Source organism: Desulfurobacterium sp., assembly GCF_027028515.1.
Classification (GTDB): domain Bacteria; phylum Aquificota; class Aquificia; order Desulfurobacteriales; family Desulfurobacteriaceae; genus Desulfurobacterium_A.
Genome location: NZ_JALVIW010000012.1, coordinates 22,405 through 44,007, shown reverse-complemented (window position 1 = coordinate 44,007; position 21,603 = coordinate 22,405). Strand labels below are relative to the sequence as shown.

The following is a 21,603-nucleotide window of genomic DNA, read 5'->3' as shown; positions in this document are numbered from 1 at the left end:
AAAAGCACGGTGCTGACGGCTACATAACAAAACCGATAGACGTGAAAAAACTTCAAGAAATTTTTATCCAGACAAAGGAAAAGAAATCAAAGAATTGATGTAGGAGGTACCGTGAAGCAAATTTTAGCATTTATTTTTATTATCTTTCTCTCCTCCTTCAGCACATGTGGAAGAAGAGGAAATCCCTTACCTCCAAGAGACTTCCATCCTCTACCTCCTTCAAAAATCCACTACCAGCAGGTAGTATCAACGCCTTTAATTTACTGGAAAAGCCCGGCAAAATTTGAAGACGGTGAACCTATATCTAAAGAGGAAAAAAAGGATATCAAATACATCATAGACATAAATTTTGGTCACAGTACAGTAGAAACAAACAAAAACTACTTCAAATACAAACCACTAAAACAAAATACAAAGATTTGCTTCCGGGTTGCTGCTGTTTTTAAAAAATTTATAGGCGAATTCTCTGAACCTGTATGCAGAATAATCAAAGCACCTATTCAGGAAGCACCTACTTTAAAATCTGTAAAAGCAGGAGACAGAATAGTTAAAATTGAATTCAAAAAACATAAGTACAAAACTATAGAGATCTTTAAATCCGACACCGGTCATTTCAACATAATTAAACCTTTTAAAACAATATCAGGTAATCTTTTTACCGACAGCAGGGTGGAAAACGGAAAAAAATATTTTTACCGTGCACGATATGCCAACAACGAGATAAAAGGACCCTTCACAAAAGTAATAGAGGTTATCCCTAAGGACAATATACCTCCAGCCCCTCCTGAAAATCCTATATTGATAACAGACCATGCTTGCTACCTTGTATGGGAACCGTCAATATCCAGAGATGTAAAGTACTATAAAATTTTTTATAATGATAAATGCATCGGGAAAACAACAGGATTAATATTCATACTTAAGAGATGTCTTAACGGTATCTACAGAATAGGTGCCGTTGATAAAGCAGGGAACATTACCCTCTCAAAACCTGCTGTAAGGAGGTAGGGATGTGCATATTCTGTAAGATTGTAAACAGGGAAATTCCTGCAAAAATCGTCTATGAAGATGAAAAAGTTATAGCCTTTCACGATATAAATCCTCAAGCACCGGTTCACATTCTAATTATCCCAAAAGAACACATACCAACCGTCAACGACCTTGAAGAAAATCACAAGGAACTGATAGGTCATATCTTTTTAGTAGCCAGGAAAATTGCAAAAGAGATGGGATTTGACGAAAAAGGTTACAGGATACTTGTAAACTGCAACCGCGACGGCGGACAGGAAATTTATCACATTCACTTCCACCTTTTTGCCGGAAAGCCACTTGGTCCAATGATATGCAAATAGGCGGTAAAAATGTTCATAACGTTTGAAGGAATAGAAGGTTCTGGAAAAAGCACTCAGGCGAAACTCTTGCACGAGTGGTTCCTCGATGCTGGATACGAAGTTGTGTTAACAAGAGAGCCAGGTGGGACGCCGGCAGCTGAAGAATTGAGAGAATTTATTCTCTCTGAAAGAGAAGAAAACTTTCCTGAAATGGCAGAGTTAATGCTTTATATGGCTGCCCGTTCATTCCACGTTCAAAACCTGATAAAACCAGCCCTTGCATCCGGCGCAATAGTTATATCTGACAGATTTTCGGACGCAACGCTGGCATATCAGGGATACGGTAGGGAACTCCCTATAGAGGAAATAGAACACCTAAACCAGCTTGCGACTGGAGGCCTTTCTCCTGATATCACTTTCCTGATAGATATCCCTGTAGAAATTGGATTCTCAAGAATCAAAAGAAGAAAACAGGACAGAATAGAAAAAGAAAATTTTGAATTTCATGAAAAAGTACGGAAAGGCTATTTAGAAATAGCTAAACGCTATTCAGAAAGAATAGTTATTATAGACGGAAGGAAAAGAACTGTAGAAATTTTTAGCGAAATTCATCAGATCGTTGAGAGAAGACTCAAAAATGGGATTTAACACGATTGTCGGACATACAAGTCAACTCCACACAATTGAAGAATTAATTGAGAAAGATACATTTCCATCATCGGTTCTCTTCTCAGGACCAAAAGGCATAGGGAAAAAGCTTATTGCAGTTGAAACGGCAAAGATTCTAACCGGAAATCCATTTGAGGTGAAAATCGTAGGTGAAGAGAAACCGCCAACAATAGACGAGATAAGAGACTCTTCCTCATGGCTTTTTAAAAAGCCTCAGTACTCGTCAAAAAAAGTCTTGATTATAGATAACGCCGAAACTATGCGAACAGAAGCTGCAAACGCCCTTCTGAAAACGTTAGAAGAACCTCCTTCTTATGCAACAATAATTTTAATAACCTCAAACGAGAACCATTTACTTCCAACAATCCGATCAAGGTGCAAGATATTCCACTTCGGGAAGCTGACCGAACAGCAGGTAAAAACAGTGCTTGAAAGTTCAGGTGTTCAGTACGATGAAAGAGTAATTAAATTATGCGGAAACAGTGCCGGCAGGGCCATAGCACTTGCAAACAGCAAAGTGCCTGAACTGATAGCTGAACTTATTAAACTTTTAAAAGAGCGAAAACTCAGCGAGAACATAACCAGTTTCTCTTCCAATTTTTCATCCATGTCAAGAGAAGAAACAGAACTGTTTATTTACTCGTTAGAACTGCTTTTATCCGAAAAGAAGATATTCCTGAAATGGTTTGAACCATTAGAAAAAGGAAGAACATTTTTAAAATTCTACGGCAGACCAAGGAACGTCATCGAGTGGATTCTCATAAATGTTGCAGAAAACGGAGGTTAACGTGGAAATCGAGATAAAAAAACTGAAGGAAGAGATTATAAAAATTGGAAAATTGATTTTTGAAATGGGACTAACAGACAGTCACGGTGGCAACATAAGTGCAAGATACAACGAATACATACTGATAAAAAAATCGGGGAAAATGCTTGGATGCCTTACGGAAGATGATATTGTTGTTACAACTACGGAACCAAACGAAGAACTCGATAGAGAAGCATCAATAGAGTTGAAAGTTCACAGAAACATTTATAAGCAGCTGCCTGATGTAAAAGCTATCGTTCACGCCCACTCTCCATACACAGTAGCAGTTTCCCTAACAACAGATGAAATCGTCCCTCTTGATTCAGAAGTAAAATTTTTACTGGGAACTGTTCCTGTCCTATCTGCAAAAACCGTAATAAGTTCTAATGAAGTGGCTGAAAAGTTACCAGAACTTCTAAAAAAGTGTAAAATTGCGATTGTAAAATCACACGGACCTTTTTCAACCGGCAGAACAGTTGAAGAGGCGTTTAAATACCTCTCTGCCGTGGAGAACTCCTGCAAGATAATATCTATAGTTAGGTCAATGGAGAGATAGTATGTGGGACTTTAAACATATATCCATCATAGGACTGGGACTCATCGGCGGTTCTTTCGCCCTTAACCTCAAAAAGCACGGTTTTCCGGGAAAGGTAACGGCTGTTGACCTTAATCCTGAAGCCATTGAAAAAGGAAAAAAACTCAACGTAATAGACGATGGAGACATAAGCGGAAACATTTTGAGTGAAGCAGACCTTATAGCTATTGCAACACCTGTTGGTGTTTACAAAAGTGTCCTCAAAACGATAAAAGAGAAAATCGATCCGAAAAAAGATATTATTGTAACTGACCTTGGAAGTGTAAAAGGAAAGCTGGTCTACATGTGCGAAAAAGAACTAAAAGACGCTGCACGATTTGTAGGTGGACATCCAATAGCGGGAACAGAAAAATCGGGCGTTGAAAACAGCGTCGAAGATCTGTTCAAAGGTGCAAAGTTTATCCTAACACCGACAGAAAACACAGATCCGGAAGCGAAAGAAAAGATTAAAAGATTATGGCACAATTTAGGCTCAATGGTCATTGAGATGGATCCTTTCTACCACGATAAAATATTTGCATCTGTCAGCCATCTTCCCCACGTTGTCGCATACTCTATAGTTGATGCGATAGACACCCTTTCAAAGCAGTTAAACGAAGACCTGTTTGTGTTTACCGGCGGTGGATTCAGAGACTTCACAAGAATCGCGATGAGCGACCCAATAATGTGGCGTGATATATGCATGGAAAACAGAGAAAACGTTTTAGAAGCCATAAAAACATTCAAAAAATCTCTAACCAGGGTTGAAAAACTTATAGAAGAAAACGAGAGAGAAAGCCTGAAAGCCTTTTTTGAAACGGCAAGGAAGAAGAGAAATAGAATATCTTAAAGAACTTGAAGCAACTGTAAAGGAATTAAGAAGAAGTGGAAGATGAGAAAAGTGATAGTTTTTTTAATTATTTTCATGCTATTTTCCTTACCTGCTTCTGCAAAAGAGGTAAGGACCTCTATCAATCTCGGAGCTGGTGCTTTTGTGCCTTCGGACGGGGACAGATACCCGGCAGCAGTTCTTGGCTGGAGACTTGAAGGTTTTGATAAAGATGACGTCTTCGGCATTCTCATTGAGCCTACCGGAGTGTTCAGAGGGGAACACAGAAGCGGCGGCTGTGTGAGACTCGGGACATATTTTCTGCTTTCAGGTAGATATGAAGAGAGATTTTTGGCCTTCGGATATGGCCTCGGGGGAATTGGTTTTGAGTATAAGAACAAGCCTTTTTACTTTACGGATACTTCAGGTGTTGAAACGACAAGAATAGCTGACTGGGGAGAGGTGGACGGAATTTCTCAATACTTTGAGATTAGGGCAGACTGGGACAAAACTTTTTCTATTTCGGCCGTTTACTTCCCTTCATGGAAAGAGATTTCAGGTGGAAAGCAGAAAGTGAAATTTCTTGATCCCTACATTCAGAGCTTCCTTGGAGATACCGATACGACAACATCTATTGAAACGAAGTTTGAAGCGCTAATGCTCAATGCAAGATACAGAAAGTATAACAGGAAAAGAAAAACCTTCTGGGAAATTCAGGCATTCTACATAACCGGGCGGTGGAGCGGCGGAGAGGTTGAACTTGTTGACGTTCAATCTTCCCTTTCGTCGGGAGTTCCTCAATATGTGAAAATTAGAGTTGAACCTGTGAGGATTGAGTGCTTTGGAGCGGGCGTTAATCTGGGAATTTACTTTTAGCCGTTTTTTCGTCGGGAGCATTTTCAAGGAAGTGCGCAATTCTTGAGCACAGCCTGTCGTGTTCAACGTTTATGTGCAGCTTGTGGTTGCAACAGCTACCTGAAAACATAAACACTTATACACAAACACAGCTGTTGCTTTTGGGACTCTCCTTGGATTGCATCCCTTTCGGCAAGCTTATCAGGCTTAAAAACAGAGGAAACACCATTGGAAATATTTAGAACACTATAACATTTCCCGGAATTTCAAACACCTCACGCTTCCAAAGGAAGTTCAATCTCCATAACCGTCCAGCCATCATTAACGAAAGCTTTCAGGTCACCACCGTGAGCTCTAACTATTCTTCGTGAACTGTAAAGACCAAGACCAAATCCGCCACTCTTTGTCGTTTTAAACGGTTTAAAAAGCTCTTCAGGAAGAGAACCACCACTATCCCTGACATAAATCTTCAAAACACCATCAGTTTTTTCAGCGTTAATCTCAACAACTCTTTTTCCATTTTGCTCAGAAACCGCTTCAATGGCATTTTTTATAAGATTTCTGAGAACAATGAGAAACTTCTCACAATCAACAAAAATCGGCACATCTTCAACATCGACTCTAATATCTATCCCCTTCGCCTTTGCAATATCTGAAAACTCGGAAACCACATCAAGAATTAACCTTTCAAGCGAAATCTTTTCCTTCTTCAATGTAATAGGCTTATTAATCTTTGAAGCCTCCTCCATAAAAAGGGCAAGCCTTCTAACCTCTTTCTGCATAAGCTCTGCATACTCTGAAGGCGACTCCTTATTAATCCTGTAAGCAAGCATATTTAAACGGCTAAGAGCATTTTTAACCTCATGGAGTATAGATGATATGGCTATTGATACACTTTTGAGTCTCTCCTTCTCGTGCTTCTCTCTGTCAAAGGAAAGCCTCTGGTAAAAGTAAAGCCTCAGCGAGAAAGCTATGCCGGCCAGAAGTAGAATATTTATAACAAGACCGGCAAGAAACTGAAAGAGTATATGCCTGTTAATCTCCTTTCTGTAAGAAGTGTCAAAGAATAGATGAAGTCTGAAAGGTGGTGCCTCGAGCACTTTTTCTTCAAGAGCACCGTTAAAATTTGAACCGGGAACAACTATCTCTCTTCCCTCAAACTCAACCTTAACACCTTTCAAAAGTTTAGAATGTTCCACGTACGAAGAGAGTCCCTCAATAGGATCGCCGCCACCACCAACCGTACTTTCTACAAGCGATTCAACCCTGTCTGCCTCGTTGGTTATAGCCATTTGAAAGAAAGAGTTCCACTCAACCCTGAGGCGGTAAAAGTTATAACTGAAAAAAACCATCATAACCGCCGTAAGCAGTAAAGGAGCAATGAGATAAAGCTTTTCTCTTTTATATTCCATACTTTTTCCGCTTGTATCTTAAAGATTTCTCATCTATTCCAAGTATCTTTGCAGCTTTCGTCTGAACAAAATTCGCTTCCTCAAGGGCATTTATCAGAATAGCCTTCTCTATGTCTTCAATATACTCAGGAAGTTTCTTTCCAGGTGGAAGAAAACATGAAAATGTAGATTTCTCCGTTTTTATACCCAAATGTTCCGGTCTCACCTCAGCATCTGCAACCAGAACCGCCCTGTGTAACAGATTCTCAAGTTCCCTAACATTACCGGGAAAATCGTAACTTAAAAGAACATCAAGAGCTTCAGGGGAAAGTGAAATTTTCTTGTCATATCTTCTGGAAAATCTATCAATAAAGTAACCTACAAGCTCAAGGATATCTTCCTTTCTCTCACGTAAAGGCGGTACCTCTATGCGAAGAACATTTAACCTGTAAAAGAGATCCTCCCGAAATTTCCCCTCTTTAACAAGCTCTTCAAGCTTCCTATTTGTTGCAGCAACAACTTTTACATCAACCTTTTTCGCTTCTAAACCACCAACCCGCCTAACCTCTCTTTCCTGAAGAAACCTTAAAAGCTTCGCCTGAAGAGCAAGAGGCAAATCGCCTATTTCATCAAGAAAAAGTGTTCCTCCATCAGCTTCCTCTATAAGTCCAGGCTTTGACTTTGTAGCACCGGAAAAGGCCCCCTTCTCATACCCGAAAAGCTCACTTTCAAAAAGATTCTCAGGAATAGAAGTACAGTTAACAGGTACAAATCTGCCTTTCCTGCCGCTCTCCTCATGTATGTACCTTGCCACAACCTCTTTTCCTGTTCCACTTTCACCGGTTATAAGAACAGGTGCATCAGCCTTCGCAAAAAGGGAAGCGGTCGAAAGGACTTTTTCCATAACAGGTGATGCAAAGACAATACCTTCCCTTCTGAGCGGTGCTTTTTTTAGACGGGAAAGTTCACAACATTTTTTAACCAGATTCACCAGAACATCTACATCATAAGGCTTTGTTAAATAGTGAAAAGCACCCAGTTTTATGGCTTTAACCGCATCGTCAACATTTGAAAACGCAGTTATTATGATAACTTCAACATTTTTAATTCTTTTCACAGACTTCAAAAATTCTATACCAGACTTTCCGGGAAGCCTGACATCTGTTACAACAACATCCATGTCTTCGTCTTTAACAATTGCTTCTGCCCTTTCCGCGGAAGTAGCAGAGAAAACGTTAAAACCGTTATCCTCTAAAACATCGACAAGTAACTCTCTTTGAAGCTTATCATCTTCAACGACAAGAACATTACACGCCATAGATAACCCCTTTTTATCTAATTTACCCTAATGAAAAGAAAAGGCAAGAAAGTGCAATGAAAAAGCTGTCGCCCTATATTTAAAATAAAAGGGGAAAAGGAGGTAACTTATGGGCCACAGCTACATTCCGGCAACAAGAAAAGAGTACACATGGGAAAGCGAAAATCCTTACTACGAAGGACAGAAGTATCCCGAACCGACAGTGTGTCCTGAATGTGGTGTTATCTTCAAAGATGGAAGGTGGCAGTGGAAAAAGGATTTAAAAGAGAAACTACCACAAGATGTAAACAAATCATTATGCCCCGCATGCAGAAGGAAAAGAGATCGCTATCCCGGTGGAATAGTAATTCTCAAAGGGAATTTTCTGAAAGAGCATAAGGAAGAAATCTTAAATAGAATCAGAAATATTGTTGAGGATGTTTCCGCACTCAGGCCACTCCAGAGAATACTCTGGATGGATGAAAAAAACGACGGAACAATAGAAATAGCAACCACCAGTGAACATCTTGCAAGACATATAGGAGAAGCAATTAACAGCGCTTTTAAGGGAAATTTTGAAGTTAAGTACAACGAGAACGAGAAGTTTGCAAGGATTGTGTGGGAGAGAGACTGAATCTATGGGAAAGGCGGGCCTTCCTGCCCGCCCCAATATTAAAACACGAATAGAAGAATGAGTGCAATAACAAGTGCATAAATAGCAAGAGCTTCAATAAGGGCAAGGCCGATGAACATATTTGTTGTGAGTCTTCCAGCTGCACCAGGGTTCCTTGCAATAGCCTCCTGAGTCCCTTGAAGACCTAAACCCTGGCCAATACCAGCACCAGCCGCACCTAAACCAATAGCAAGACCAGCACCGATTGCTGCCGCGGCTTTAATCGAAGCAGCTGATGCACCACCTTCTCCAGCTATAGCAGGAACAGCACCTGCAAGCAGAAGGAAAAGTGCGTAGAAAAGGCTCTCTTTCTTAATTTTCATGTCCTACCTCCATGACGTCTTAGTGTTCTATTAGTGCTCTTCCTCTTCGGAGTGCATTGCAAGAGAAAGGTAAACAACAGTCAGCATGCAGAATATATAAGCCTGAAGGAAACTGTTCCCAAAAACAATAGCAAGACCGAAAACAGGCACAAGTAGAGGCACCATTTTTAGAAGAACCCACACGATCATCTCATCACCGAACATATTACCAAAAAGACGCAGAGAGAGAGAAAGAATTCTTGATATATGAGAAATTACTTCAATAGGAAACATTAAAGGTGCAAGAGCCTTTATAGGCCCTGCAAAATGCTTTAAGTAATTAAATAATCCATGTTCTTTAATAGCTACAATGTTATAGGCAAAAAATGAGATAAGAGCAAGAGCAACTGTAGTATTAAGATTTGAAGTGGGCTGATAAGCTCCCGGAATGAGGCCGACCAGGTTTGTAAAAAGAATAAAGAAAGCAAATCCACCAACAAGCGGCAGAAACGCCAATCCTCTCTCTTCATCAATAGCATCGGAAAGGACACCAGCTATGAAGCCAATAAAAGCTTCAAAGAGGTACTGAATCTTTCCGGGATACTTCTTTAAATTCTTAGCAACCAAATAAGAGATAACAATAACAAAAGCCATGGTAATCCATGTCCAGTAAACTACCGGCCATGTGATGAGTTGTGCTCCTCCATGCTCCATCCGCTCCTCTCCTTTAGTAAAAGAGTTATTACTATTGTGAAGGCTAAATTAGCCCACACAGCACCGCTAATTATAGCAAAGATAAACTTAGGTGCAACCCTAATGCCAAAATAAAGAAATGAAAAAACAACAAAATATCTAAAAAACATCCCGCCATAGGCAATGGTTTTTTTAATAGATCTTTTCTTGACCACAGAAGACGAAAACCGGGCAAGGATTAAAAAATCGAACACTATCACAGAAAAGCCGTATATGAAAGAAAATGCATTGGCAAATTTCCAACCCTTCCACATCAGAAAAAAGAATAAGCCAACTAAACCCACAATGGATAGTCTTAAGAACAATCTTTCAACCATCTTTTCTATTATCATACCTGTCATATCCTTCTCTAACGGCAAGATAGATATTATTAAACCCTGCAGCAAGGCCAATAAGAAGCCAGATTACTGTCATCCAGGGAGATGTTTTAAGCCACTTATCAAGATAATAACCAATAGAAAAACCAATAGCCACGGCAAACACGAAACTTAAACTCATTGTTGAAAGAGAGGCGTCTTTTATATCCTGCTGCGTTATTCTGAACTTTTCTTTTTTCATACTACTCCTCTTCTACTTCCACTCTATCCTTACCATTTTCTTTTGCCCTGTAAAGAGCTACATCTGCCCTGTGGAAAAGATCATCCATGTTGTCACCTTCTCTATAACCCGCCACACCGGCACTAAAAGTAATCTTCACTCTTTTACCTATTTCAGGTATATAAACATTCTTAAATTTCTCTTTTATCCTATTAACCACCTGCACCGCTGTTTTCACATCAGTCTCCGGCAGGATGAGTCCAAATTCTTCTCCTCCAATCCTTGCAAATGTATCAAGACTTCGAACGGAAGAAGATACCGCCTTAGCAAAACCTTTAAGGACAATATCACCGGCAACGTGACCGTAAGTATCGTTTATCTTTTTAAAATCGTCAAGATCAAAAATTACAAAAGAGAGAGGCCTTTTCATTCTCTTAGCCCTCTCTATCTCTTCTTCAAATTTCTTGGAAAAATAGAGTCTATTGTATATACCGGTAAGAGGATCTGTGGAAAGATTCACAGAAAGTTGCTCTGCTATTTTTTAGATATTTCTTGTCAAATTGCCAAGTTCATCTTTTCGCAAACAGAATTTATCAAGTTTTTCAAGGGCACCAAAATCACCTTCAGACAGCCTTTTTAAAGCGCCGGTTATATTTCCAAAAGTCTCTTTAATAGCCCTATTAATACTTGTAGAAACAAATAAAAAAGCTCCTGCATAACAGATAACAAGAATAATCATCACAAAAATAAATGTTTTATTCATTTTCTGAAAAATTCTGATGATAAGCATGTCTTCAAAAAACTTAAAATTACCAATAATCGTTCCGTCAATATCTTTCATGGGAAACGTGAAAATCAAATTACCGCTACCTGTTCCATTCAATCTACCAACATCTATCTCTACCTTCGAAGATAAAATCTGACTATAGGTCTTTAAAGAATTTTTGCCTATTCTGTGAGCAAAATAAATAAACCCTTGTGAAGCCACTTTCCCATTGTTCCAGCACAGAGGCAGGATTCCCACATAATATATTTTTCCATCCCATTTATGAAAAAATGTTACAGGATGAGCAATCTTCCCTACTTTAAAATTTTTATCAATAAAAGATATTATTTTAGACACTTCTTCATTAGAAAAAATGCGGTTTTTTAAATATATAGGAACACCTTTCAAATTATAAACTCCATAGGAGTCAAACTGTGACGTAACCATTTCATCGTCATCCATCATTTCTCTTATCCAGTCAACATTCTTTTCTCTAACACTCTGAACCATCTCATCCCACATGCTGAAGCTGTTAAGCATATTGCCTATTTTTCTTCACATAAATGCAAAAGTGAAGGAAAAGCTCTTTTTATTCTACAGGATTCCTTTTTTCTAATTTCTATTTCCATTTTTTTAATCACAAAAAAATCCGATACTCCAGATAAAAGTATCGAAAAAGCTATGAGAACAAGAATCATAAGGAGGGTCTTACCTATAAAAGAATGGTTAATGTTTTTATAACACAACCTACCCTCTAAATAGGTTCAAAAAATTTTACAAAATTATCAAATCAAAAGTAAGCCAACAGTTAGTTTAATGTCGATAAAATTCCAAAATCTTCAACACTAAGAGTATTGGCTTTCACATACATGTCAATCTCTGTTTTAATCGGAAGAGAAGGTAACGGATAATAATTTCTGACAACTTCTTCGTAGGAAGGCAAAAATTTTCCACAGCCGTAAACAGAGCAGACTCTTTCTGCAATCTCAGCCCAGGGCGGTGATGAAAGCCTTCCCCCGTCTGCACCTTTCCACAGCGTCTTATAGCTGTCCCTGCCGAACCATATGCTCATAACAAAAGAGGTCGTAAACCCTGTAAAATAGGCATCCCGCCAGCCATTTGTTGTTCCAGTTTTTCCAGCAACATCAAACTCATTTGCAAGGTAGGATATGCGTCTTGCTGTTCCTTTTCTGACAACATCCTGAAGAATAGTTCTTAAAATGGCAATGTCCTTTCTGTCAGCAACTTTCTTAAATGAAGGACCACCTCTATAGATAAGCTGATTGTGTTTATCAAGAATTTCTTTTATAACAAACGGTCTGTAAAGAACACCGCCGTTTTCAATCGCCGAGAAAGCTCTCAGAATTCTATAAAGGTTTGCAGGGAAGCTTCCCAAAACATAAGAAAGATTGAAATCACCCTTTGTAAATTCAAACTTTCTAAAATTCTGTTTCACTTTAGAAGAAATTTTCATCGCAAGATGAATGGTTGCAAGGTTAACAGAATAGGTAAGACCATTTTTAACCTCCATGTAATCGGTATAGTGGTGGGAGTAGTTTTCCGGACGCCAATACTTATCTTCTTCATGTTCACTATTTTCTTTCCCGGCATACTTCATAGGTAATTCAACAGGTGTATTCTCAACATAGTCGTATGGTGAAATCCCTTTTTCAAAAGCTGAAAGGTAGGTTATCGGCTTTGCCGTTGAACCGATAGGCCTTAAAATCTGGAAAGCTCTGTTTAGTTTCGTTTTCTTATAATTAGTTCCGCCAACAACAAAGAGGACCTCACCAAGTCTTGTCATTGCCATTCCAGCACACTGCAAATCATTAAGATTGTGCTCCTTTGAATACTTTTCTGCATAAGAAGAAAGAACCTTCTGGGCAAAGTTTTGAATATCTTCATCTATAGTAGTCCTTATCGTCAAACCGCCCGTATAAAGCTCCTTGGCAGGAAGAATTTTTTTCGCCATGAACCTGACAAAATCAAGCTCATACCCGGCAGTTCTTGGTCTTTCAGGTTTAGGTAAAACTCCAAGAGGCTGGTTTATAGCATTGAAGTAGATAGTCTTAGTTATGTAACCGTTTTTGTACATCTGTTTTAAAACCCAGTTTCTACGCCTTAAAGCTCTTTCCGGATGTTTGAAAGGATTGTAGTATTCAGGTCCCCTTATAAGCCCCGCTATCAACGCACATTCTGTTAGAGAGAGATCTTTTAAATCTTTTCCAAAAAGAACCCTTGCGGCAGCCTTTACACCGTAGGCTCCACTTCCAAGGTAAACGTAGTTAAGGTATAGCTCTAAGATTTCATTTTTTGAAAGCTTGTCTTCCAGTTCCCTTGCTATTTCTATTTCTTTTAACTTTCTTGAAAATGTTCTTTTAGGCGATAGAAATATAAGCTTCGCAAGTTGCTGTGTAATGGTGCTTCCACCCTGAACAATCCTGCCGGAAGTTATGTCTCTAACCGCCGCTCTAAGCAAACCTACAGGATCTATACCCTTATGTTCATAAAACCTTGCGTCCTCGGCTGATATAACCGCCCAGATAAGATTTTGAGGAATTTCATCAAAAGAGGCATAGAGTCTAAAATGCTTTTTGTAAAAGTAACCTATAACGTTACCGTGTCTGTCAAGCACGGTAGTTGCAAAATCTGGAAGAAGCTTCTCCTTGTAGGCAGGAGAAGCCCAGCTGTTTGAAAATATCAACAAAAGAGAAAAGAGGAAAGCAACAAACCTCAACACGCCTCCTAAATTAAAACTTGATGAGAGAGAATACAGGATAGCCTCTATCCTGTATCCTTTCCCTTCCGCCAAGGAACGTAAGCTCAAGTAAAAAGTCAATACTTACAATATTTCCACCAAGTTTTTCAATCAGGTCTATGGCAGCACCCATAGTACCACCTGTCGCAAGAACATCGTCTATAAGGATTACCTTCATCCCTTTTTGAATGGCGTCTTCGTGAACCTCTATCTTGTCTTCACCGTACTCAAGTGTATAGGTTGCACTTATCGTCTTGTACGGAAGCTTTCCAGGTTTTCTAATTATTGCAAGCCCTGCACCTATTTTGTAAGCAAGCGCAGAAGCTAAGATAAAACCTCTTGACTCTATACCTGCAACAATATCAACACCGGCACCTACATATCTATTGCCTATAAAATCTATTACCTTTTGAAGTGCCCAGGGCTTGTGAAGAAGTGGTGTGATGTCCTTAAATATAATGCCCGGCTTTGGAAAGTCAGGTATGTCTCTTATGAGGGAACGGAGCTCCTCTATTTCTTTTTGAACGTTAAGATCTGTTTGAACCTCTGCCATCTCTGCCTCCATCTGTTTTGTAATGAAGGATAATTATACTAACTCCGCAAGTTAAGCAGGAACTATCAGCTTTCTCAACTCTTTTATCCTGTCCCTTATCTTTGCAGCCTTTTCAAACTCCCAGTTCCTGGCCGCTTCTTTCATCTCCTTTTCAAGCCTCGCTATCTCTTCAAAAAGCTCCTCTTCCGTCTTTGGAAGTTCTTCCTCTTTAACCTTTATCGTAAAGAACGGTGCAATGCCTGCATCCTCAAAAATGCTTGAATCTATCTCTCTTCTGACAGTCGTAGGCTCTATACCGTGCTTTTTGTTGTAAGCCTTCTGTATCTCACGACGCCTGTTTGTCTCATCTATCGCCTTTTTCATTGAGTCGGTTATCCTGTCTGCGTAAAGGATAACCTTGCCGTTAACGTTCCTCGCTGCCCTACCCATCGTCTGGATGAGAGAAGTTGTCGAACGTAAAAATCCCTCTTTATCGGCATCAAGAATTGCAACAAGAGAAACTTCTGGAAGGTCAAGTCCTTCCCTCAACAGGTTAACACCAACCAAAACATCAAACTCACCAAGCCTTAAAGCCCTTATAATTTCAACCCTTTCAACCGAATCTATCTCTGAATGGAGATATTTCGCCCTTACGCCTCTATCAAGCAAGTAATCGGTAAGCTCTTCGGCCGTTCTCTTTGTTAACGTTGTAACAAGCACCCTCTCGTTTCTCTTAACCCTCTCTCTAATTTCAGAAAGGAGATCTTCCATCTGCCCTTCTGTCTTTCTCACCTCAACTTCTGGATCAAGGAGTCCCGTCGGTCTTACAATCTGTTCAACAATCTGCTCTGAAACCTCCATTTCAAAAGGCCCGGGTGTTGCAGAAACAAAAATCACCTGATTGAGCCTTTCCAAAAACTCCTCAAAATTCAAAGGCCTGTTGTCGTAGGCGGAAGGAAGACGGAAACCGTGCTCAACAAGGTTAAACTTCCTCGCCCTATCACCTCGCCACATCGCCTTTATCTGGGGGATTGTAACGTGGGACTCATCTATCACCACTAAAAAATCGTCGGGAAAGTAATCGAGAAGCGTAAATGGGGGTTCACCTGGTTTTCTGCCGTCAAGGTGCCGTGAGTAGTTCTCAATACCCTTACAGTGACCTATCTCAAGAAGCAGTTCTATGTCGTAACGAGTCCTCTGTTCTATCCTTTTAGCCTCAACAATTTTATCCTGTTCAAGGAAAAACCTTCTCCTCTCTTCAAGCTCTGCTTCAATAGATCTTACAGCCCTGATCAGTTGCTCATGAGGTGTAACGTAGTGAGAGGCCGGATAGACGGTGTAAGTGTCAAAATTCCTTATAACTCTCCTGTCAAAGTAGTCCTGCTCCGTTATTGAATCCACTTCATCGCCAAAAAGCTCAACCCTTATAAATCTGTCCTCAACATCGGCAGGGAAAATGTCTATAACATCGCCCCTTACCTTGAAAATGCCGGGACGCATGTCAAATTCACTTCTCTCGTAACCTAAATTAACCAACTTTCTGATGACATCATCCCTATTAATCTCTTCACCAACACTAAACCTTAAAGCCAATTGAGAATAGAAAGAAGGGGAACCAAGACCGTAGATGCAGGAAACAGACGAGACAACGATAACATCACGCCTTGTAAGGAGAGAAACGGTTGCAGAGTGCCTCATCCTGTCAATAACAGGATTTATGGAACAATCCTTCTCTATATATAGATCTCTGTTCGGCAGGTAGGCTTCAGGCTGATAGTAGTCGTAATAGCTTATGAAGTACTCAACGGCGTTGTCGGGAAAAAAGTTTTTAAGCTCATGGTAAAGCTGAGCAGCTAACGTTTTGTTGTGAGAAATTACAAGTGTTGGCTTTTGAACCTTCTCTATAACGTTTGCAATGGTAAAGGTCTTTCCGCTACCCGTTATCCCAAGCAGCGTCTGATACTTTAATCCCCTATTTAAACCTTCAGTTAACTTTTCTATGGCTTTTGGCTGGTCTCCTGCTGGTTTAAACTGTGATTTAACCTTAAACTTTTCCATGGTAGAGTATAATTTATACCGATGAACACAGACATGGAGACAAAGAGATGAAAAAAATCCTCATAGCTTCTCTACTTTTAGCAGTAACCGCCAATGCAGCAGATATAAATTTCGGTCTGAAACTATACAAAGACGGTATGTACGACTTAGCAGACCAGACATTTTCCCAGGTACTGACATCACCGCCTAAAACCATAAAACCATATCTCATTCCGATGGCAGAAACATTTTTAAAAACAAAAGATATAAACTCCCTGAAAAAACTTCTCAAAATATGGAAAGAGAGATACCCCACATACAAAAAGGGATACTACTTAGGTCTATCAACATTTGTAAACATCAGTGAAGGAAAAAAATTGAAGGATGTTTTCAATGAAACTTCATTCCTGTCACTTCCCATAAAAGAGAAAATAGACTTTCTGAAAGTTCTCTCAAAAGCTCCCCTTTCAACGGATGAAAAGTTCTATATCCTCACATTGGGAAGAAAAAGGATAGACGTTAAAGGTGCATTATCAGACAGTGGATTTCTTGAAACATTTGCGGAAGAAGCAATAAGAAACAAAAAACAGGAAATAACCGACTACATATTTGCAAACTACGGCGACTGGTTAAAAGGAAAAACCTTTGAACTTCCGTACATAAGGTATCTTGAAAGACAGAAAAGATACGACGACGCACTTATAAGGCTCAAAAAACTCTATAAAAAAGAGAAAAATTCAGAAATCCTATTTGAAATGGCAAAGGTTTATTACCTCAAAGGCAACTATAAAACAGCTCTTAAACTTGCCAGAAACCTGAAAACAAAAGAAGCTAAGTTTTTAAGAGCGTGGGCATACTTTAAGTCAGGGAAGAAGAAAGAAGCATTTAAAGAATTGGATATGAACATTCAAAAACCCTCAATGCCTGAAAGTCTCAAAGCAGCAGTAAACTTCATAGAGGGAAAAATAAATCCTGAAGAAATTAAAAAATTCTATCCGGAATACTACTATCGGGCACTCCTTTTCACATTCGCACCATCGGCAGACGAAAATGTAAAAGGGATAAACAATCACGACGCAGGCATGTTTTTCTTTGAGAGAGGGGATTTCGACAAAGCGTTCAGCTACCTTAAGCAGGCACTAACATCAAGGAAAAGCATCTATTTAACACCAAGAACGCTCTATCTGTTAGGTAAAATAGCCGTAATAAACAAAGACATGGGAAACATGCTCTACTCAGAAATAGCAAACAATTTTCAGAACACATCCTACTACCGTGCATCCATAATTCCTTACGCAAAATCCTTGATACTAGAGGGAAACTTTGATGCAGCTGCAAAGCTTCTTGAATACGGAATAGAGCAATTCAAGATAGAAAGCACAGAAGCAAGGAAACTTTTAGGCAAAGCCTATTATTACGAAGGTAACTACAAAAAAGCCGCCATAACGTTAAAGCCTATAATAAGCAAAGATGACGAAGCTTTTCACTTTTTTATCCTTTCAGAATTTTACGGCGGGAAAAAACGAACTGCATTTGAATACTTAAAGGCGAAATTAAACAACAGCAGGCTCTTTCCAGAAATAAACTATGGAAGGCTCTGCTACTTAGCTGCAGGCTTAAAGAAAACATCCTACCTGAAAAAAGTGCCACTACCGGAAGAACCACTAACAGCAGCTATGTTAGCCGTTTTAACAGGCAACAAAAACCTTATGAAAAAACTGATATACAAAACAACAGGAATGGCAAGAGAGGCGATCCTTTACAAACTTGCAACGATGGAAAAAAGCCCAAGCAGGCGGTTTTACTACCTTTCACTTCTTAAAGCCGTCGCTGAAAATCCTGAAACGGCCAACTTTGCAGAGAAGATGGAAGAGTACGACGCTTACCGATCTGGACAGTTTGACAGTCTTCTCCTAAACAATCCTGAATTCATAGCCTACAACCCTGAAAACGACATATCGGACATAAACTCGATCGTTGAAAAGGCAAATGACTACTATGAAGCAAAAGGTATCCTGAAAGCTTACGGACTTTACAAACTGGCGGCTGAAAGAACGACAGACCCTGAAATAAGAACATCCGTAGCAACTAAAATGGTTGAAATAGACATGAAGCTTAAAAACTACAAAAGAGCGGTAAGGGATATAAACCTCATTCCGGACAAGGGGCAGAAAGAGAAAGACATAAAGAACTACCTCCTGACTGAAGTTTACTACAAAGAAGGAAGACTCCTTGACGCACTCAACGCTGGAAAGGCTGTTGCAAACATTGGAAACATTCCAGAAGAAGACAGGGTGAAATTCGCTGCAACCCTTGCATCTTTATACAAACTTGCAGGAAACGAAGAAAAGGCAATGGAACTTCTAAACTACATAGTAAAATCGGGACACCTCTCAGAGATTGATTACGATGACCTTGTTAACCTTGCACTGTTCCTTGACAAAAAAGGGAAGAAAAAAGAGGCTATTGAACTGTTGAAAGAGGCAAACAAAAAGGCAAAGAAAAAGGAACAGAAGGCAGAATCCCTTTTCTGGCTTGCATCTGTGGAGGAGGAAACGGGAAACCGTGACAAGGCGCTGATGGACTACCTTAAAATATATTACGAAGTCGGCGTAGAACCCTGGACTTCAACAGCCCTTTACAGGGCAGCTTCCATACTTGAAGACAGGGGAAGCTACCAGCAGGCTTTGAAGTTGTTAAAGAAAGTGGTTAAAATTAAAGGGCAATCACCGGAAGGGATAAAAGCCCTTGAAAAGATTAAAGAAATTGAGAAAAAAATGAAAGGAGGCGTTAATGCAGAAGGGCGGTAAGTTCGTGCAACTCCTTGTAAACGAGATAACGAAAAACCTTGTTGGAAAGGACTACATAATCGTTGACGACAAGAACTATTTTAAAAATAAAGTCCTTGAAATCATCATCAATGAATACAAGGTTGAGAAAGAGTTAGAAGAAGAGGCGGAAAGAATCCTGCAGGAAAATTCAGACGAGATCATGTACAGAGGTATCCCGTTTTTCAAGGCACGCAAGCTCATAAAAGAGAAACTGGCAAAGGAAAGAGGTATTCCCGCAGCAGGTAGCATATTCAGCAGAGAAAAGGCAAACTACCTTGCAGGAAAAATCCTCAAATTTATTTTAACTGACGATGAAATAGACTACACACAGGAAAGGGGCATCATCAGACAGGAAATAGTAAAAGCATTTAACACGATAGCTCAGCTCAAAAAAGAAGTTGATCAGGCCGCAAAACACAAGATAGAGTCCATGTCAAAGCCGATACCTGAAGGCACACCGGAGTGGTTTGCCCTATACAGAAAATTCTACGAAGAAGAACTTATATCAAGAGGTCTCCTTGATACAGAAGAAACTGAGTAAGCTTTTAATCATTGGGTGGGTGATTTTCCTGCCCTTTTATTTTTACAGCTATTTCTTTGGCGAAAACTCCTTAAAAACGCTTGATGAACTGCAGGAAAACTATCAGAAACTGCAGGAGGAAAAAAACTACTGGAACACAAAAGTTGAAATTTTAAGCGAAAGGATAAAAGCCATAGAGAAAAATCGCAAATTCTACTACGAAAAGTTAGCAAGAGAAATGCTCGTAAAAGGGAAGAAAGGCGAAGAAACCTTCCTCTTTGTAACAAAAAAACACCCAAAAATTCAAATCTTGAATAAAAACTCAACAAAGACGGAAGAATAGACTTTAAGCATTTCCCACTTCTTATCGTCATTGCCAAGTATCTGCTCAGGCGTTAAACCTTCTAAAACAACCTCTTCCGTGTATGCGCCAATCCACTTTTTTATATCTTCCTTCGTAACCTCTATGTGGTACTGAAGGCCAACAGCTCTATTTAATCTGAAAGCCTGATTTGGATAGAAAGGCGTTGAAGCAAGCTTTGTTGCCCCTTCAGGCAGGTCAAATGTGTCGCCGTGCCACTCAAAAACTTCCATCTTGTGCCTGTACAAAAATTCGAACTCATTCTGAGGATAGAGTTCGTACCACCCTATCTCTTTTCCCATCTCACCCTTGCAAACTCTGGCACCTAAAACGTGTGCTATTATCTGGGCACCAAGGCATATTCCGACAACCCTTTTGTTTTTCTTTATAGCCTCCTCAACCAGCTTAAACTCACTGTTAAGGAAAGGATACTTATCAGCCTCATAAACCCCCATAGGACCGCCTAATATTGTTATAAACTCATAATCGTCAACCGAATCCACCGTCTCGCCGCGAAAAGCATCAATAGTTTCAACTTTTACCCCTTTTCTCTCAAAAAGCGGCGCAAGTGTTCCGGGTCCTTCAATCTCTATGTTTTTAACAAAAAGTGCCTTCATGCCCAACCTCCATTTAAAGATAACGATTAATATTCTAACCTATTTTTTTCTTCCTCACGGCATCAAAAAGAAACCTTACAACATTTGTAGCATAGTGACCTGAAGGAAGCGTAAACCTGAGAACAGCACCTTCTGAAATCTGCTGCAGTTTAAAACCTTTCACAGGCACAACCGTCTCTCTCTCAAAACGGTGAAAAAAGTCAGAAAACTCTTTTAGCCGTTCCAGTTCCAGACCAATATCTTCCAGAAAAGGAACATACAAAGTCCAATCTTCAGGATGAAAAACAGGAATTTTCTCCGGAAGTTCTATATTCTCAAGAGAAAAAACCATTTCGCCAACTTTATACTTAAAAACAACCTTCTCCCCTGTCTTTTCATTAATAAGAAACCGAAGATACTTATTGAAAAGATAACTCTGAAAGACGTTAAACTGAAATTCAATCTCTTTTCGCGGGACAAAGGAAAGGGCTTTTTTAAAATCATTACACCTATCAAGAAAAAGGGCAACCTCCCTCCGCCAACCTGAAAAAAGCTGTGCAGCCTCCTTAAACCTTTTAGCAACGAAAGCCCTCTTTGCCTTTCGGCTTCTTGAACTCTCCCAGCCAGCCGGTGTAAAAAGATAAAGAAGCGCACCTTCAAAATCATCAGAGGCAAGGTATGAAACAAAAAACTGACCACCACGAACAGGCGTAAACCGCTGTTCACCGTAGTAACCGGGAATCCCAAGCGTCTCTAAAACGTCGATCCTTTCAGGATAGCGAAGCGGCTCTCTAACGACAATTTCAAAACTGTTTCCCTCAACGGCGGCAGGTGTAATCCCTTTGCCTGAAAATCCTTCAAACTTTACCTTTAAATTCTTTTCTTTAACTTCTTTCAGCTTAAACCTTTCCGGCACAGAGATAAACTGAACGGTAACAGCATTTTTATCCTTTAATCCTCCGTAGCCTATAAGCTTAACAGGAACATTTGAAACTTTAGCAATCCTTTTAACAACCTCTTCCGTCTCTAATCTCCTTTTCCAAAGAGAATAGATACGATAACCCTTTCCTTTCAGAAATTCCTTTTTAAGAATCTCCCTGACCTTAAAATCTTCAGACCTTGTTTTAATCTTTGCCAATTCTGCCTCCAGAATATACCTTTCATTGACAAAAACTGGAACAAT

The 21,603-nt window shown here is 39.7% G+C and carries 24 protein-coding genes; 11 read left to right on the top strand and 13 right to left on the bottom strand.

The genetic code is table 11. The annotated features are described in order from the left end of the window. Positions 1-111: 111 nt before the first annotated feature. From MV676_RS01465 to MV676_RS01435, 7 genes are read left to right on the top strand one after another with little or no spacing between them, the layout of a single operon-like run. Positions 112-1,008, top strand: a complete 897-nt coding sequence (locus tag MV676_RS01465) for a hypothetical protein (RefSeq protein WP_297444622.1) — start codon at positions 112-114, stop codon at positions 1,006-1,008. A 2-nt stretch (positions 1,009-1,010) separates the two neighbouring features. Beyond that, positions 1,011-1,352 (top strand): histidine triad nucleotide-binding protein, encoded by a 342-nt coding sequence (locus MV676_RS01460; protein WP_297444620.1) that lies wholly within the window; start codon positions 1,011-1,013, stop codon positions 1,350-1,352. A gap of 9 nt (positions 1,353-1,361) precedes the next feature. Continuing rightward, on the top strand, positions 1,362-1,979 hold the full coding sequence (gene tmk, locus MV676_RS01455) for a dTMP kinase (protein WP_297444618.1): 618 nt from the start codon (positions 1,362-1,364) through the stop codon (positions 1,977-1,979). Further along, positions 1,969-2,787 carry an AAA family ATPase gene (locus MV676_RS01450; protein ID WP_297444616.1) on the top strand — a complete coding sequence of 273 codons (819 nt, stop codon included), beginning with the start codon at positions 1,969-1,971 and terminating at the stop codon, positions 2,785-2,787. Before tmk ends, MV676_RS01450 begins: the two co-directional genes overlap by 11 nt. A gap of 1 nt (position 2,788) precedes the next feature. Further along, positions 2,789-3,364: a class II aldolase/adducin family protein gene (locus MV676_RS01445; protein ID WP_022846207.1), complete on the top strand. Its 576-nt coding sequence runs from the start codon at positions 2,789-2,791 to the stop codon at positions 3,362-3,364. 1 nt (position 3,365) lies between these two features. Continuing rightward, entirely contained in the window at positions 3,366-4,232 is an 867-nt protein-coding gene (locus tag MV676_RS01440) for a prephenate dehydrogenase (RefSeq protein WP_297444613.1), read from the top strand. Positions 4,233-4,274: 42 nt separating this feature from the next. Beyond that, positions 4,275-5,087, top strand: a complete 813-nt coding sequence (locus MV676_RS01435) for a hypothetical protein (protein WP_297444610.1) — start codon at positions 4,275-4,277, stop codon at positions 5,085-5,087. Positions 5,088-5,341: 254 nt separating this feature from the next. Here the strand turns inward: MV676_RS01435 and MV676_RS01430 are convergent, their stop codons facing one another. Together MV676_RS01430 and MV676_RS01425 are read right to left on the bottom strand one after the other, a co-directional pair. Beyond that, positions 5,342-6,478: a HAMP domain-containing sensor histidine kinase gene (locus MV676_RS01430; protein WP_297444608.1), complete on the bottom strand. Its 1,137-nt coding sequence runs from the start codon at positions 6,476-6,478 to the stop codon at positions 5,342-5,344. Then, positions 6,468-7,775, bottom strand: a complete 1,308-nt coding sequence (locus tag MV676_RS01425) for a sigma-54 dependent transcriptional regulator (protein ID WP_297444606.1) — start codon at positions 7,773-7,775, stop codon at positions 6,468-6,470. Before MV676_RS01425 ends, MV676_RS01430 begins: the two co-directional genes overlap by 11 nt. Before the next feature lie 109 nt (positions 7,776-7,884). On the opposite strand from MV676_RS01425, the gene MV676_RS01420 reads away from it, so the two are divergent. Then, positions 7,885-8,388, top strand: coding sequence for a BCAM0308 family protein (locus tag MV676_RS01420; RefSeq protein ID WP_297444604.1), 504 nt, complete (start codon positions 7,885-7,887; stop codon positions 8,386-8,388). Positions 8,389-8,426: 38 nt separating this feature from the next. On the opposite strand, the gene atpE is transcribed toward MV676_RS01420, so the two are convergent. The 9 genes from atpE to uvrB form a co-directional block, all read right to left on the bottom strand. Beyond that, positions 8,427-8,750 carry an ATP synthase F0 subunit C gene (gene atpE, locus MV676_RS01415; RefSeq protein ID WP_297444603.1) on the bottom strand — a complete coding sequence of 108 codons (324 nt, stop codon included), beginning with the start codon at positions 8,748-8,750 and terminating at the stop codon, positions 8,427-8,429. 30 nt (positions 8,751-8,780) lie between these two features. Beyond that, the gene (gene atpB, locus MV676_RS01410) at positions 8,781-9,443 is read right to left on the bottom strand and encodes a F0F1 ATP synthase subunit A (RefSeq protein WP_297444601.1); all 663 of its coding nucleotides are present in this window, start codon (positions 9,441-9,443) and stop codon (positions 8,781-8,783) included. Beyond that, a complete protein-coding gene (locus MV676_RS01405; RefSeq protein ID WP_297444599.1) occupies positions 9,404-9,814 on the bottom strand; it encodes an ATP synthase subunit I in 411 nt (136 codons plus the stop codon). Before MV676_RS01405 ends, atpB begins: the two co-directional genes overlap by 40 nt. Further along, complete coding sequence (locus MV676_RS01400; RefSeq protein ID WP_297444597.1) at positions 9,792-10,040, bottom strand: AtpZ/AtpI family protein; 249 nt, start codon at positions 10,038-10,040, stop codon at positions 9,792-9,794. The genes MV676_RS01405 and MV676_RS01400 overlap by 23 nt, the downstream gene beginning before the upstream one ends. Before the next feature lies 1 nt (position 10,041). Next, complete coding sequence (locus MV676_RS01395; RefSeq protein ID WP_297444595.1) at positions 10,042-10,539, bottom strand: GGDEF domain-containing protein; 498 nt, start codon at positions 10,537-10,539, stop codon at positions 10,042-10,044. Positions 10,540-10,560: 21 nt separating this feature from the next. Next, on the bottom strand, positions 10,561-11,325 hold the full coding sequence (locus MV676_RS01390; RefSeq protein ID WP_297444593.1) for a CHASE4 domain-containing protein: 765 nt from the start codon (positions 11,323-11,325) through the stop codon (positions 10,561-10,563). 268 nt (positions 11,326-11,593) lie between these two features. Then, complete coding sequence (locus tag MV676_RS01385; RefSeq protein WP_297444591.1) at positions 11,594-13,522, bottom strand: PBP1A family penicillin-binding protein; 1,929 nt, start codon at positions 13,520-13,522, stop codon at positions 11,594-11,596. A 13-nt stretch (positions 13,523-13,535) separates the two neighbouring features. Next, positions 13,536-14,057: an adenine phosphoribosyltransferase gene (locus MV676_RS01380; RefSeq protein ID WP_343214948.1), complete on the bottom strand. Its 522-nt coding sequence runs from the start codon at positions 14,055-14,057 to the stop codon at positions 13,536-13,538. 90 nt (positions 14,058-14,147) lie between these two features. Further along, entirely contained in the window at positions 14,148-16,133 is a 1,986-nt protein-coding gene (gene uvrB / locus MV676_RS01375; protein WP_297444588.1) for an excinuclease ABC subunit UvrB, read from the bottom strand. A gap of 47 nt (positions 16,134-16,180) precedes the next feature. Here uvrB and MV676_RS01370 point away from each other — a divergent pair, with 47 nt between their 5' ends. The 3 genes from MV676_RS01370 to MV676_RS01360 are packed head-to-tail and all read left to right on the top strand — an operon-like array spanning position 16,181 to position 19,806. Next, complete coding sequence (locus tag MV676_RS01370) at positions 16,181-18,922, top strand: CDC27 family protein (protein WP_297444586.1); 2,742 nt, start codon at positions 16,181-16,183, stop codon at positions 18,920-18,922. After that, a complete protein-coding gene (locus MV676_RS01365; protein ID WP_022846192.1) occupies positions 18,906-19,484 on the top strand; it encodes a DUF507 family protein in 579 nt (192 codons plus the stop codon). The genes MV676_RS01370 and MV676_RS01365 overlap by 17 nt, the downstream gene beginning before the upstream one ends. Further along, complete coding sequence (locus MV676_RS01360) at positions 19,462-19,806, top strand: hypothetical protein (protein WP_297444583.1); 345 nt, start codon at positions 19,462-19,464, stop codon at positions 19,804-19,806. Before MV676_RS01365 ends, MV676_RS01360 begins: the two co-directional genes overlap by 23 nt. On the opposite strand, the gene MV676_RS01355 is transcribed toward MV676_RS01360, so the two are convergent. Further along, the gene (locus tag MV676_RS01355) at positions 19,767-20,441 is read right to left on the bottom strand and encodes a GMP synthase (RefSeq protein WP_297444581.1); all 675 of its coding nucleotides are present in this window, start codon (positions 20,439-20,441) and stop codon (positions 19,767-19,769) included. The two genes, MV676_RS01360 and MV676_RS01355, sit on opposite strands and share 40 nt — an antisense overlap. 34 nt (positions 20,442-20,475) lie before the next feature. After that, positions 20,476-21,558 (bottom strand): tRNA pseudouridine(13) synthase TruD, encoded by a 1,083-nt coding sequence (gene truD, locus MV676_RS01350; protein ID WP_297444579.1) that lies wholly within the window; start codon positions 21,556-21,558, stop codon positions 20,476-20,478. Between the last annotated feature and the right edge of the window lie 45 nt (positions 21,559-21,603).

Bases quoted from the DNA above. Each gene is read 5' to 3' on its own strand.
- MV676_RS01460 (WP_297444620.1), top strand. From the start codon at position 1,011: ATGTGCATATTCTGTAAGATTGTAAACAGGGAAATTCCTGCAAAAATC.
- tmk (WP_297444618.1), top strand. From the start codon at position 1,362: ATGTTCATAACGTTTGAAGGAATAGAAGGTTCTGGAAAAAGCACTCAG.
- MV676_RS01450 (WP_297444616.1), top strand. From the start codon at position 1,969: ATGGGATTTAACACGATTGTCGGACATACAAGTCAACTCCACACAATT.
- MV676_RS01440 (WP_297444613.1), top strand. From the start codon at position 3,366: ATGTGGGACTTTAAACATATATCCATCATAGGACTGGGACTCATCGGC.
- MV676_RS01435 (WP_297444610.1), top strand. From the start codon at position 4,275: ATGAGAAAAGTGATAGTTTTTTTAATTATTTTCATGCTATTTTCCTTA.
- MV676_RS01430 (WP_297444608.1), bottom strand. From the start codon at position 6,478: ATGGAATATAAAAGAGAAAAGCTTTATCTCATTGCTCCTTTACTGCTT.
- MV676_RS01425 (WP_297444606.1), bottom strand. From the start codon at position 7,775: ATGGCGTGTAATGTTCTTGTCGTTGAAGATGATAAGCTTCAAAGAGAG.
- MV676_RS01420 (WP_297444604.1), top strand. From the start codon at position 7,885: ATGGGCCACAGCTACATTCCGGCAACAAGAAAAGAGTACACATGGGAA.
- atpE (WP_297444603.1), bottom strand. From the start codon at position 8,750: ATGAAAATTAAGAAAGAGAGCCTTTTCTACGCACTTTTCCTTCTGCTT.
- atpB (WP_297444601.1), bottom strand. From the start codon at position 9,443: ATGGAGCATGGAGGAGCACAACTCATCACATGGCCGGTAGTTTACTGG.
- MV676_RS01405 (WP_297444599.1), bottom strand. From the start codon at position 9,814: ATGATAATAGAAAAGATGGTTGAAAGATTGTTCTTAAGACTATCCATT.
- MV676_RS01400 (WP_297444597.1), bottom strand. From the start codon at position 10,040: ATGAAAAAAGAAAAGTTCAGAATAACGCAGCAGGATATAAAAGACGCC.
- MV676_RS01390 (WP_297444593.1), bottom strand. From the start codon at position 11,325: ATGCTTAACAGCTTCAGCATGTGGGATGAGATGGTTCAGAGTGTTAGA.
- uvrB (WP_297444588.1), bottom strand. From the start codon at position 16,133: ATGGAAAAGTTTAAGGTTAAATCACAGTTTAAACCAGCAGGAGACCAG.
- MV676_RS01370 (WP_297444586.1), top strand. From the start codon at position 16,181: ATGAAAAAAATCCTCATAGCTTCTCTACTTTTAGCAGTAACCGCCAAT.
- MV676_RS01365 (WP_022846192.1), top strand. From the start codon at position 18,906: ATGCAGAAGGGCGGTAAGTTCGTGCAACTCCTTGTAAACGAGATAACG.
- MV676_RS01355 (WP_297444581.1), bottom strand. From the start codon at position 20,441: ATGAAGGCACTTTTTGTTAAAAACATAGAGATTGAAGGACCCGGAACA.